The sequence below is a fragment of the Methylobacterium sp. Leaf94 genome (genome assembly GCF_001426045.1).
Lineage (GTDB): Bacteria > Pseudomonadota > Alphaproteobacteria > Rhizobiales > Beijerinckiaceae > Methylobacterium.
Genome location: NZ_LMRM01000016.1, coordinates 20,116 through 32,565 on the forward strand (window position 1 = coordinate 20,116; position 12,450 = coordinate 32,565).

General features: G+C 68.8%; 12 protein-coding genes. 11 read left to right on the top strand and 1 reads right to left on the bottom strand.

Going from position 1 to position 12,450, the window contains the following annotated elements; translation table 11 throughout:
• Nucleotides 1–72: 72 nt before the first annotated feature.
• Complete coding sequence (locus ASG63_RS11380) at nt 73–3,216, bottom strand: polysaccharide deacetylase family protein (protein WP_082559267.1); 3,144 nt, start codon at nt 3,214–3,216, stop codon at nt 73–75.
• A 436-nt stretch (nt 3,217–3,652) separates the two neighbouring features.
• Here ASG63_RS11380 and ASG63_RS11385 point away from each other — a divergent pair, with 436 nt between their 5' ends.
• From ASG63_RS11385 to ASG63_RS11430, 11 genes are all read left to right on the top strand, one after another.
• Nucleotides 3,653–3,865 carry a hypothetical protein gene (locus ASG63_RS11385; RefSeq protein WP_244472697.1) on the top strand — a complete coding sequence of 71 codons (213 nt, stop codon included), beginning with the start codon at nt 3,653–3,655 and terminating at the stop codon, nt 3,863–3,865.
• Between the two features lie 11 nt (nt 3,866–3,876).
• The gene (locus tag ASG63_RS25950) at nt 3,877–4,050 is read left to right on the top strand and encodes a hypothetical protein (protein ID WP_200917584.1); all 174 of its coding nucleotides are present in this window, start codon (nt 3,877–3,879) and stop codon (nt 4,048–4,050) included.
• A 385-nt stretch (nt 4,051–4,435) separates the two neighbouring features.
• Entirely contained in the window at nt 4,436–4,699 is a 264-nt protein-coding gene (locus ASG63_RS11390; protein WP_056216120.1) for a hypothetical protein, read from the top strand.
• Nucleotides 4,700–4,782: 83 nt separating this feature from the next.
• A complete protein-coding gene (locus ASG63_RS11395; protein WP_056216122.1) occupies nt 4,783–5,598 on the top strand; it encodes a transglutaminase-like domain-containing protein in 816 nt (271 codons plus the stop codon).
• A 45-nt stretch (nt 5,599–5,643) separates the two neighbouring features.
• Nucleotides 5,644–5,994 (top strand): hypothetical protein, encoded by a 351-nt coding sequence (locus ASG63_RS11400; protein ID WP_056216124.1) that lies wholly within the window; start codon nt 5,644–5,646, stop codon nt 5,992–5,994.
• Nucleotides 5,995–6,388: 394 nt separating this feature from the next.
• Nucleotides 6,389–7,606, top strand: coding sequence for an ABC transporter substrate-binding protein (locus tag ASG63_RS11405; RefSeq protein WP_056216126.1), 1,218 nt, complete (start codon nt 6,389–6,391; stop codon nt 7,604–7,606).
• Between the two features lie 152 nt (nt 7,607–7,758).
• Nucleotides 7,759–8,613 (top strand): branched-chain amino acid ABC transporter permease, encoded by an 855-nt coding sequence (locus ASG63_RS11410; protein ID WP_082559268.1) that lies wholly within the window; start codon nt 7,759–7,761, stop codon nt 8,611–8,613.
• 13 nt (nt 8,614–8,626) lie between these two features.
• Nucleotides 8,627–9,682 carry a branched-chain amino acid ABC transporter permease gene (locus tag ASG63_RS11415; RefSeq protein WP_082514061.1) on the top strand — a complete coding sequence of 352 codons (1,056 nt, stop codon included), beginning with the start codon at nt 8,627–8,629 and terminating at the stop codon, nt 9,680–9,682.
• Nucleotides 9,679–10,467 carry an ABC transporter ATP-binding protein gene (locus ASG63_RS11420; protein WP_056216128.1) on the top strand — a complete coding sequence of 263 codons (789 nt, stop codon included), beginning with the start codon at nt 9,679–9,681 and terminating at the stop codon, nt 10,465–10,467. The genes ASG63_RS11415 and ASG63_RS11420 overlap by 4 nt, the downstream gene beginning before the upstream one ends.
• Nucleotides 10,464–11,177: an ABC transporter ATP-binding protein gene (locus tag ASG63_RS11425; protein ID WP_056216130.1), complete on the top strand. Its 714-nt coding sequence runs from the start codon at nt 10,464–10,466 to the stop codon at nt 11,175–11,177. The genes ASG63_RS11420 and ASG63_RS11425 overlap by 4 nt, the downstream gene beginning before the upstream one ends.
• A 23-nt stretch (nt 11,178–11,200) precedes the next feature.
• The gene (locus ASG63_RS11430) at nt 11,201–12,448 is read left to right on the top strand and encodes a Zn-dependent hydrolase (RefSeq protein ID WP_056216132.1); all 1,248 of its coding nucleotides are present in this window, start codon (nt 11,201–11,203) and stop codon (nt 12,446–12,448) included.
• Nucleotides 12,449–12,450 lie beyond the last annotated feature (2 nt).

Genomic DNA, 12,450 nt, shown 5'->3' on the forward strand with positions numbered 1-12,450 from the left:
GCCCCCTGGCCGGGACCGAATGCCGGGCCGCCCGCGCCGGGCGCTTCGGATCCGTCCGGGTCGATCGCGCGATCAGACCACGATCGCGAAATCCTGATACTGGAGAAGCGGGTTGTTGGAGAAGGTGGCCACCTGAAGGGCGGCCGCACTCCCGATGCCGTCCGCGTCCCAGCTCAGCGTGTGCGACCCCGAATTGAAGACGAACTCCGCGTGCGCCTTCGTGGCGAGACCGGTGGCGCTCGTCTCGAACCAGTCGCTCGCGAGCGTGCCGACGGGAAGCCCGTAGTCGGAGGCGTGCACCTGGATCTTGTCGCCCTGCGCCCGCGAGAAGTCGCGCACGAGGTCGATGCCCTGACCGGCCTTGCTGAAGAGGAAGGCGTCGGCGCCGAGCCCGCCCGTCAGGATATCGTTTCCGGCCTTGCCCTCCAGGATATCGGCGCCGTCGCCGCCGGCGAGCGTGTTCGCCGCGCTGTTTCCGGTCAGGACGTTCGCCAGGGCATTGCCCGTTCCGTTGATGGCGTTCGTCCCCGTCAGGACGAGCTTCTCGACATTCGCCGCCAGCGTGTAGGTCACCGCGCTCTGAACGGTGTCGATCCCCGCATTCACGGCCTCGATGATCCGGTCTCCGGAGTTGTCGACGATGTAGGTGTCGTTGCCGCTGAGGCCTTGCAGCGTGTCGGCGCCGGCCCCGGCATTGATCGTATCCGCGCCGTCCGTTCCGAAGATCCAATCGCTCGCGGTCGTTCCGACCGGCGCCGACGCGAGGACGATGGAGACGTTGTGCTGTCCCAGTCCGGTCAGGGTCAGATCCAGGTTGGCGCCGGAGAGGCTCGCGCCATCCGTTCCGGTGATCTGCACCATCTGCCCGACATGGGACTTCAGCTGGATGATGTCGTGGCCCTCACCGACGACCGAGTAACTGAGGTTGGTGCCGTCGCCGGTCACGCTGAGGAGGTCGGACCGGTCCGCAAGGGTCGTCAGGTAGGTGACGTCGTCCGGCGTGCCGTCGAGGGCGATCTTGAAGGTCCCGCCCGCCTTCGGCACGAAGACGCTGTTGCTGTCGTAGGCGTACCAGCCGGCCACGTTCTTGATCGTATGGCCGCTGCCGATATCGAGGGCGAACTTGCCGAGATCTCCGGCCGCGGTGGTCGCCGACGCGGTGAGGACGTTCGCGGCCGCATCGAAGCTGTAGCTGACGTCGGACTTCTCGAGGGTCGCGGTGCGCTGGGCCAGATCGTTCAGGGTCACGAATTCCGAGCCCGCCTGCGCGGCCCGTGCGATGAAATCCGTGAACATCTGCTGGGTGTAGCCGGCATCCGTCGTATCGGTCAGCCAATTCGTCGGACCGTAATCGTGCCAGGGCCAGACCACGACCGGCAGGTCGGAATGCGCCGTCAGCGTCGCCCACTCCTTGGCCCACGCTGCGGAGGCCTGCGCGGCGGTGAGGTGCTGGTAGCCCACGAGGGTGAAGTCGAAGGAGGTATTGGGCGCGATGTAGACCGATTTCATATCGGTTGCCATCGGGCTGAGATAGCCGATCGCCCCCGGATACCCGGCGCCGATCAGGGAGGCGCCGCCGGAGATGTAGGGATAGTACTGCGCGATCTGCCGCGCGGTAGCGAGATTTTCTCCCGCCCCGGGAACGGCGGCACCGATATTGGTCAGACCGAGCTGCTGCTCGATGATCGCGCGGGATTGCTGGAATTCGGTCTGGAATTGGGCCGCGGTGAGGAGGTTGGTGTTCTCGGGATGGGTCAGGGAATGCGAGCCAATCTCGTTCCCCATCGCCAGCATCTGGTTGTAGTACTTCTTCGAGTAGGTCCAGTCCGTGACCTCGCCCTCGGCCGGATTGTTGCCGACATCGATGTAGTACGATCCGACGAAGTTGTAGGCCTGCTTCCACTGCGTCAGGATCGGCAGGAGCTTGTCGTAGATTCCCGATCCGGAGGCCGGCCGGACATCATCGGTGTACATGGCCTGATCCATGTCCACGCGGGCGGCGACGATCGCCTTGTTCCGGCTCATGTGGAGGCTGACATCCGGCCCCGTCGCCGGCGCCATGGTCCAATCCAGGGCGTGGGCCAGCATGTTGTTGTCGGCGAGCATGCCGTCCGTGGCGAAGTGAACGTTCTTGCCCCCGGTCTGCGTCGCCATCACCGCGATGTTGGATTGCCCGTTGACGATCTGATTGGCGAGCGTCGTTCCCAGCCCGTCCGTACTGGTGAAGTAGGAGGTGCTGATGTTCGTGTACTGGTGGATCGACTCGCCGGCCGTGTACCCGGCCATGACGGGATTGGTCGTGGCCGCCGCCTTGACCTCGACGTTCGCGCCGTTGACCCCGTCGACGCGGCTGACATCCAAGAGCGCCTTCATGCGCGCGTAGGAATCGCCGGAGAGCGGAGCGTTCTTCTCGTCGTTCGTCATGAAGTCGCCGGCGGTGATGATGCCGACGTGGTAGGTCTTCTCCAGGCTGGTCAGGGTGTCGGTGATCGCCGCGACCTTCGCGGCGGCGACGTTGCGGAACGAGGGAAAGATCAGCGTGTCGTAGTTCGACAGCTTCGCCAGATCGGTGAGATCCGATTCCGACAGGAGGTCGTAGGGGACGCCCGCGGCCGCGGCCTGGTTCTGCGCCGCCATGTAGAGCTGCGAATACGCCATCGGGCTGAAGTAGTTCGCCGCCGTGGATTCCGAGTAGACGATCCCGACCTTGTGCCCCGTATAGGTCCGGGCCGGCAGGGTGCTGGCATCCGAGACCGTGTAGGGGCCGGCCCCGTAATCGCCCGGTAGGAAGACGCTGTTATTCACGTCGGCCAGGACGTTGAGGCTCTTCGGCGTCCCGATCTGCGCCGCCGAGACGCTGACCTCCAGCACCGTGCGATCGGCATTGTAGACGGCGGTCAGCGGCGTCGCCGACACGAGCGTCTGTCCGTCGCCCCCGCGATAGAGGTACGGCTTTCCGTCGGCAGCGATATTGATGTTGTAGTCGTAGCCCCCGTACAGACCCCAGATGCTGTAGCCGGTGGTGGCATTCTTGTCGGTGTTCAGCCAGATCGTCGTGTACGCCCCGATCGACGTCCCCGTCGGCGCCTGGAGGGCGAAGGTCAGGACACCGCCCGACAGGTCGCCATACAAACTGTATCCGGCCGCTGTCGTGCCTGCGGGATTGAGCCGAGCCGACGATGTCCAATCGTTCAGGTTGCCATCAACCGTGGGCATGACAAAGCGTCCCCTCGCAAGAGTAGAAAATTGGTCCAGCGCCGAAAGGACAAATCCCTCAGGCTTTTTCTCTTCGGCCAACGCAGATCAATGATTCGATGATGCCATCCATCGGCAATCGTGATGGCATCCACAACTGTCAGATCTGGAACGAATCCCGCATGTCTCGAATCATACTCAGTTGATCGGATAAAGTAATTCCGCCAAGGGGATTACCTCCAGGGGGCCAGTCCGGATACCCGACAATGGCTACACCCGGTTCCGGTCAGGGTGGGCCCAGGCCGGATGTCGGAGCGGGGCGCCCTGCGGCCGGAGGGGCGTTCGACGGCTGCGAGGGGCCCTGGCGGCGCCAGAAAGTGCCGAACGCGTCCCGGAGCCTCCGGCGTCCGCGCGCGTTGAGATGAAGATCACTTCACATCAGCGAGCCCCGATGCCCATGAACCGATTGGCCGAGACCGAGGCGGTTCTCACCCGCACGGATCAGGTGTGGCGTTCCGAGATGACGCGTCTCTACGGCTCGGACGGCGTCCTCCGCTTCGGCTACCGTCCGGAGGGGCAAGGCGCCGTCGATACGCCCATGCGGCGGGCCTACGAAGCGCGCCGGCACGCCATCGCACTGTGGCGGCACGAGCGCCGGGTGGAAGCCTAGCCGCCGGGCCGATGGGGCTGATCTCCGTCCTGGGCCTCTGGGCCGCCTATTGGGCCGCGCTGTTCGCCCAGGTCGCCCATCTGCGATCCCTAGAGGACGGCGCGGGCGCCCTCGCCTTCTCCCGGGTGTCCCGAACCCTGCTCGCCATCGGCACCGGGCTCTTTCTGTTGGCCAAGACTGGATAATTGGCCCAGGCCGGGTAGCCTTCCGTCATCGACCCGGCCGCACCGGCGCGCGGGACGGGCTCTGTGCCTTGGCCTCTGTCTTGGCCCGTGTCTTGGCCCGTGTCTTGGGAACGCGTCGCTCCGTGACAGGACTTCGCGGCCGAACGTTCACAGACGCATCGGCCTCGCGATGCAGCCCTGTCGGATCAGCGAACTTTCTCTCGGTCCGAGATCGACGAGGACTGGACTAAAGTGTGCAGGGCCGATGAGACGACGCATCGTTGCGGTAGATTGCGATTTTCGAACCGTTGCGACCCGAACTCTGCTAAAGACCTGTTATTCGGCTCATGAGATAGGGACCCGTCCGGGCTCCTGCGGTGACCTCGTCCATCGAGAAAGACACCGCATGCCCTACGAGAAACCGACGATGGAGTTCTCGGATCTGACCGGACAGGCGACCCAGGACGGCATCACGGTGACGGTGAACGTCTACCGCTTCGCCGGCTCCCAGGATCCCTGGACGCTGGAGGTCATCGATCCGACGGGATGGTCGACCCTCTGGGACACCACCTTCGCCTGCGACGCGGATGCCCTCGACGCGTTCACTGAGGCCGTCGAGGCGGGCGATGGCATGCGCGTGTTCCTGGAGCCGCCGCCGACCCTGCACTGAGGGAAGCCCCTCGGCCAGCGGAACCGCCCCCTCGCGGCCCGGCGGCCCCCTCCCGCGCGCGACGACAATCCCGGAGAGACCCCATGCGCATCCTCGTCGGCTGCGAGATGACCTACACCTTCCCCCAGCCCACCCCGGTCATCGCCACCCTCAACGTCCATGCCTCGCGGGTTTCGGACCTGGAGCGCCCGGACCACCTCGTCACGCAGCCCGCGGTGCCGCTGGAGGGCTATCGCGACAGTTTCGGCAACTGGTGCCAGCGGATGACGGCTCCGGCCGGCGCGTTCACGCTGAAGACCGAGACGATCGTGCGCGACGGGGGCCGCGGGGACCATCCGCACCCGACGGCGGCGGAGACGCCCATCGCGCAGCTTCCGACCGACAGCCTCCTGTTCCTCCTGGGCAGCCGCTACTGCGAGACCGACCGCCTCTCGCAGATCGCCTGGGACCTGTTCGGCCATCTGCCGCCCGGCTGGAGCCGTGTCCAGGCGATCTGCGACTACGTGCACGACCGCATCACCTTTGGCTACGAGCATGCCCGCGCCACCCGGACCGCCTTCGAGGTGTTCGAGGAGCAGCGCGGCGTCTGTCGCGACTACGCGCACCTCGCCATCGCCTTCTGCCGCTGCCTCAACATCCCGACGCGCTACTGCAACGGCTACGTCAGCGACATCGGCCTGCCGCTCCCGCACGCACCGGGCGACTTCGCGGCCTGGATGGAGGTCTTCCTCGATGGAAGCTGGCACACCTTCGATCCGCGCAACAATGCGTCGCGGATCGGCCGCATCCTGATCGCCTACGGCCGGGATGCGGCCGACGTGCCGCTCACCCTGACCTTCGGGCCCAACACCCTGACCCGATTCGTTGTGACGACCGAGGAAGCCCCGGCCGTCGCCTGACCGGCGCTGCGAAGCGCCCCCGCTCCCAACCGAAAGCCGAACCCCATGACCTCCCCCGCCATGCTCGCCGAGAACGTCTCCATCGCGGATCTCGCGGGCCGGAACGCCGACCGCCTCGAGTACCTGAGAGGCGTCTACCGCAACATGGTCCCCGACCAGGCGCGCAATCCGACCCTGCGGGTTCGGATCAGCCGCCTCGGATCGGAGGTTCGGCCGGCCTACCGGATCGAGCGCGACGATACCGACGGCCAGACCGTCGTGTTGGGGTTCTACCAGGGCGACAAGCACAAGCCGCTCCCCAAGCGGCTCCACGATTGCGACGGGCCGAGCTGGAGCAGCGAGACTATGAGCTACGTCGAGCTGCGCGCCCTGCACAACGGCGCGATCGGGGTCTGAACCGGCCTCCCCCTCGGGGTCGGATCGGCGCGTCCGTCCAGCCCCAGACCGATCGGCGACGCCTTGATCGGCTGGCGCGCTCCGGCCTGAGGCGGGCGTGCGAAGCCCGCCGGCGTCGCCACCGGGAGGCGGCGCGCTTCCCCAACCACAACCTCAGCCGCCACGATGACGTCGCCTCGATCGAATCGACCTTCGCACTCGGCCCGGTCAAGCGCGCCAAGACCCGGTCGATCCTGCAGCGATAACGAGCATCGCCTGCCTGAAATCCCGGCTCACGACCCGCAATTGCACAAGTGCAGCGCAACATCCACGACCGCTTGACGGATCGAACACGCGCATATTCTATGCGTATAGTTTGGATAGTTTGTCCGGCGCGAGAGCGAGGAGCGGTGCCATGCGTGATCGTCGTGCGTTTCTGAAGACCTCGCTGACGGCGGCCGCCCTGGGGGCTTCCGGCCTCCCGGTGTCCGGTGTCCTGCGCGGCGCCCACGCGGCGGAGGGGCCTCTCGTCATCGGCGCCCCGTTGCCGATCTCCGGCGCCTTCGCGGCCAACGGCAAGTACGCCTCGCTCGGCGCCGCGTTCGCGGCGCAGGAGGCCGGCAAGGTCCTCGGACGCACCGTCACGGTCGCGGACATCGACACCGAGGGCAAGCCGGCGCCGGCCGCCCGCAAGGTGCAGGAGGCGATGGCGCAGGGCACCCGGCTCTTCGCCGGCGGCATCCTCTCCTCCGAGGCCCTGGTGATGGGCAAGGAGGCGGCGAAGTCCGACGGCGTCTTCATCACCACGGCGGGGGCCGACGAGATCACGGGCTCGGACTGCAACCGCAGCACCTTCCGCTGGACGGTGCCGACCTTCGGCGCCATCGCACAGACGGTGCGGCCCCTCATCGCGCAGATGCCCAACGCCAAGCGCTGGTACACCATCACTCCGCAATACGTGTTCGGCGAGGGCCTGCTGAGCGCAGCCAAGGCGGTCTTCCAGGAGAAGGGCATCGAGCATGTCGGCAACAGCTATCACTCGCTGGCCGAGAAGGAGTTCAGCGGCTACCTGACCAACGCGATCGCGGCCAAACCCGACGTGCTGCTGCTCCTCAACTTCGGCTCGCAATCCTCGGATGCCCTGCGCCAGGCGGTGAGCTTCGGCCTCAAGAAGCGCATGACCATCGTGCTCGCCTGGGCCTCGGGCCTGGAGCAGTTCGAGGCCCTGGGTGCCGATCTCTGCGAGGGCGTCTATTTCGGCGCGCAGTACTGGCACGGCATCGACTCGCCCCTGAACAAGGCCCTGGTGGCCAAGGTCCGCGAGACCGCCAGGATGACGCCGAACTACTCCTTCGCCGGCTCGTACCAGATCACCAAGCTGCTCCTCGACGCCGCCGCCAAGGCCGGCAGCGCCGACGGCCCCGCCGTGATCAAGGCCCTCGAAGGGATGCGCTATGCCGGCCTGACCGGCGAGGAGGAGATCCGCGCCGCCGACCACCAGGTCATCAAGGATTACTACCTGCTCAAGGGCAAGGCGAAGTCCGCCATGAAGGACAAGGACGACTTCGCCGACGTCATCCAGTCCGGCAAGTCGTTCCTCTCGCCCGAGGCCGCCGGCTGCAAGATGGCGTGAGGAAGATGGCGTGAGGGCTGGCTCCGACCCTCCCCCCTCCGCGGAGGAGGGTGGTCGCGGAGCGACCGGGCGAGGGGGCGACCTCTCCGGACAGCGCGCACCCCTCACCCGACCCGCGACGCGGACGACACCTTGGCTGAACGGGAGACTCCGTGACCTACCTGTTCCAGATCCTGAACGGCCTCGGGCTCGGGATGCTCTACTTCCTCCTGGCGGTGGGCCTGAGCATCATCTTCGGGCTGCTGCAGTTCGTGAATTTCGCCCACGGGGCGTTCTACCTGCTGGGGGCCTACCTCGCCTACGAGGGCGTCGAGCGGGGCCTGAGCTTCTGGGTGGCGATGCCGCTCGCCGCCCTCGTCGTCGCGGGGCTGGCGGCCCTGACCGAGCGGCTGCTCCTGCGCCGGGTCTACAAGCTGCCCCACACCTTCCACATCCTCGTCACCGTCGGCCTCGCCCTGGTGGTGCAGGAACTCGTCATCATCGTCTGGGGACCCCTCGGCGGGAACGTCGCCCCGCCGGAGGAACTGAGCGGCGTGATGATCCTCGGCGACTTCGTCTATCCGGAGTACCGGCTCTTCGTGATCGGCTTCACGGCGCTCCTGGCCGCGGGCCTGTGGTGGCTCCTCGACCGGACGCGGCTCGGCGCCATCGTGCGGGCGGGGTCGGAATCGCCCGCGAACATGGCGCTCCTCGGCTACGATACCTTGCGCATCAACACCGCCGTCTTCGCCCTCGGCGCGGGGCTCGCAGGGCTGGCCGGGGCGCTGGCCGCCCCCATCCGCGGCGTCGAGCCCTTCATGGGCGTCGAGGCGCTGGGCATCGCCTTCGTGGTGGTGGTGATCGGCGGCATGGGCAGCTACGCCGGGGCGCTCGCCGCCGGCCTCCTCGTCGGCATCGCCCAGAGCCTGATGGCCACCCTGTGGCCCGAGGGGGCGCGCCTCGTCATCTATCTCGGCATGGCCGGCATCATCATGGCGATGCCGCGCGGCCTGTTCGGCCGGGCCTGAGGAGGATTTCGCGATGGTCCCTCTTCTCGACCGGCCTCTCGTACAGTTCGGCCTCGCGCTCGCCGCCGTGCTGGTCCTGCCGCTCGTCATGCGCTCCGGCACGCTGGCCAGCGAGATCCTGATCTACGGGCTGGCGGTCGCCGCCTGCAACCTGCTCCTGGGCTATACCGGCCTCCTCTCCTTCGGCCAGGGCATCTTCTTCGGCCTGGGCAGCTACGTCGCCGGGCTAGGCCTCGTCCGCGCCGGCCTGCCCGCCCCCGTCATGCTGCTGCTGTCCCTGGCCCTGGGCGCCCTGGTGGCGGCCGCCGTGGGCTGGGTCTCGATCCGGCGCCAGGGCGTCTACTTCGTCATGCTGACGCTGGCCTTCTCGCAGATGTTCTACTTCCTGGCCTACACCTTCAGCGGCCTCACGGGCGGCGACAACGGCCTGCTCGACATTCCCCGCCCGCGCCTCGCCGGCACGGTTTTGGCCGATCCCTGGACCTACTACGCCTTCGTGGCCGTGCTCTTCCTCGGGCTCTTCGCCGCCCTGCAGCGGGTCGCGCTCTCGACCTTCGGGCGCACCCTGCTCGCCATCCGCGACAACGAGGGCCGGGCCGGGGCGATCGGCTATCCGGTGCGCGCCTTCAAGGTCGCGGCCTTCGCGATCTCCGGGGCGGTGACGGCCTTCGCGGGCGCGCTCCACGCCATGCTGATCGGCGTCGCGCCCCTCTCGAACATCGACTACCATACCAGCGAGACCCTGCTGATCATGACGATCATCGGCGGCAGCGCCAACCTGTTCGCCTCGCTCCTCGGGGCCGGCGCCTACCTGCTCGCCGCCGACGCCCTCTCGGCGATCTGGCCGCGCTGGCTCCTCCTCCTCGGGCTCCTCCTCATCGTCATCACGCTGTTCCTGCAGCGCGGCCTCTGGGGCCTGATCGAGCACGCCGTCGCCCTCGTGACGCGGGCGCCGCCGGTCGACGATCCGGCGCCGGACCGGCCCGTGGTGACCGCCCCCGAGGTCGCGCCCGCGCCGGAGGCTCTTCCCGGCGCGGAGACCGGCCGCGCACCGGAGGTCGCCCGATGAGCGCGCCGATCCTCGCCACCGACGCCCTGGGCGTCCGCTACGGCAGCTTCGTCGCCCTGCAGGACGTGACCCTGCGCATCGCCGAGAACAGCGTCCACTCGATCATCGGCCCGAACGGCGCCGGCAAGACGACCCTGTTCCACGCGCTGACCGGTCGGATCGCGCCCTCGGCCGGGCGCATCACCCTGGGCAGCCGGGACATCACCCGCACCGCCGACCACGAGCGGGTGCGTCTCGGCCTCGCCCGCTCCTTCCAAGTCACCAGCCTGTTCCCGACCTTGAGCGTCCGTGAGAACCTGCGGCTGGCCGCGCAGGGCAAGACGCCCTGGCAGGCGCTGGCCCCCTGGCGCCGGGCCGAGGCGAACCGGCCGGCGCTGGCCATGGCCGAGGCGATGCTGGAACGCCTCGACCTGACCGCGGTGGCCCTGCGCGCTGCGGGCGCGCTCTCGCACGGCCAGCAGCGGCGCCTGGAGGTTGGGATGGCGATGGCGGCGGCGCCGAAGGTCATCCTCCTCGACGAGCCGACCTCCGGCATGGGCATCGACGACATCGCCGCCATGACGGCGCTGATCCGCGACCTCGGCCGCGACCACACCGTCCTGTTCATCGAGCACAACATGGGCATCGTCATGAACATCTCCGACACCGTGACGGTGATGCGCGCCGGCCGCGTGCTGGTGGAGGGGCCGCCGGCCCGGGTCCGCGACGACCCGGAGGTGCGGCGGGCCTATCTCGGCAACATGATCACGGGCGACCTCACGCCCGCCCGGGCGCACGCCTCGTGAGCGGCCCGGTCGCCCTCAGCCTGGACGCGGTCCAGGGCTTCTACGGCAAGAGCCACATCCTCCAGGGCGTCAGCCTGGAAGTGCGCGACGGCGAGATCGTCTGCCTGCTCGGGCGCAACGGTGCCGGCAAGACCTCGACGCTCAAGGCGATCAGCGGCCTCCTGCCCCCGCGCGGCGGCCGGGTGCAGTTCCACGGAACCGACGTGGCGGGCTGGCCCGCCCACCGCATCGCCCGGGCCGGCCTCACCCTCGTGCCGGAGGACCGGGGCATCTTCAGCCTGCTCAGCGTCGCGGAGAATCTCGCCATCGCCGTGCGCAAGGGCTCGCCCTGGGGCCTGCGGGACATCTACGCGATGTTCCCGCGTCTCGAAGAGCGCCGCCGCAACGGGGGCGCGCAGCTCTCGGGCGGCGAGCAGCAGATGCTCTCCATCGCCCGCGCCCTCCTCTCCGGGCCGAAGCTCCTCATGCTCGACGAGCCGGTGGAGGGCCTCGCCCCCGTCATCGTCGAGGAGATCGTGGCCCAAATCCGCGCCATCCGCGAGGCCGGGGTCCCGATCCTGCTGGTGGAGCAGAACCTGGCGGTCTGCACGAGCCTGGCCGACCGCCACTACATCCTCGAACTCGGCCGCGTCGCCTACGCGGCCGGCAATGCCGACTTCGTCGCCGACGAGGCGGCGCGCGACCGCTTCCTCGGCGTGAAGGCGGCGTGAGCAGCAGGGACTCCGAAACACCGATGTCGAACCTCACCATCAACGCCGAACGCCTCTGGGACACCCTGACCGAGACCGCCGCCATCGGCGCCACCCCCGACGGCGGCATCGCCCGCCTGACCTTGAGCGACGAGGACCGCCGGGTGCGCGACTGGCTGCGGACCCAGGTCGAGGCCCTGGGCTGCACCCTCACGGTGGATGCGGTGGGCAACATGTTCGCCCTGCGCCCCGGCCGGAACCCGGACCTGCAGCCCATCGCGCTCGGCAGCCACCTCGACACGCAGCCCACGGGGGGCAAGTTCGACGGGGTGCTGGGCGTGCTCGCCGGGCTCGAGGTGCTGCGCACCCTGGACGGGGCCGGCTACGTCACCGAGGCGCCGCTGCTGCTGGTGAACTGGACCAACGAGGAGGGCGCGCGCTTCGCCCCCGCCATGCTCGGCTCCGGCGTCTATGCGGGCATCTATGCCGGCGACTGGGCCGAGGCGCGCCAGGACAGCGCCGGCACGCGCTTCGGCGAAGCCCTCGACGCCATCGGCTACCGCGGCACGGCGCCTGCGGGCGCGGTGCCGTTCGGGGCGATGTTCGAACTGCACATCGAGCAGGGCCCGATCCTGGAGGCGGAAGGCGCCACCATCGGCGTGGTGCAGGGCGTGCAGGGCATGCGCTGGTTTGAGGTCACCCTGGAGGGCCGGTCCGCCCATACGGGCTCGACCCCGATGCCGCTGCGCCGCAACGCGCTGGTCGGCGCCGCCCGGCTGGTGGAGGCGGTGGACGCCGCCGCTCAGGCGCACGCCCCCGACGCGGTGGGCACCGTCGGCCACCTCACGGTGACGCCGAACTCCAACAACGTCATCCCGGGCCACGTCTTCCTCACCGTCGATCTGCGCCACCCGCAGGACGCGGTGCTCGACGCCTTGGAGGCGGAACTCGAGGTGGCCGTGGCGCGCGTCGCCGCCGAGCTCGGGCTGGAGACCCGCCTGCAGGCCATCGCCCGGACCGCGCCCGTCGCCTTCGACCCCGAGTGCATCGCCTCCGTCCGGCGGGCGGCCGCGAAGGGCGGCCACGCCACCCGCGACATGGTCTCGGGGGCCGGCCACGACGCCGCCCACGTCGCCGGCCTGGTGCCCACCACCATGGTGTTCGTGCCGAGCGCCGGGGGCCTCAGCCACAACCCGGCCGAATCCACCGCCCCGTCCGAATGCGCCGCCGGCGCGCAGGTCCTGCTCGACGCGGTGCTCGACTACGACGCCCGCCACAGCGCCGCGGCCTGACC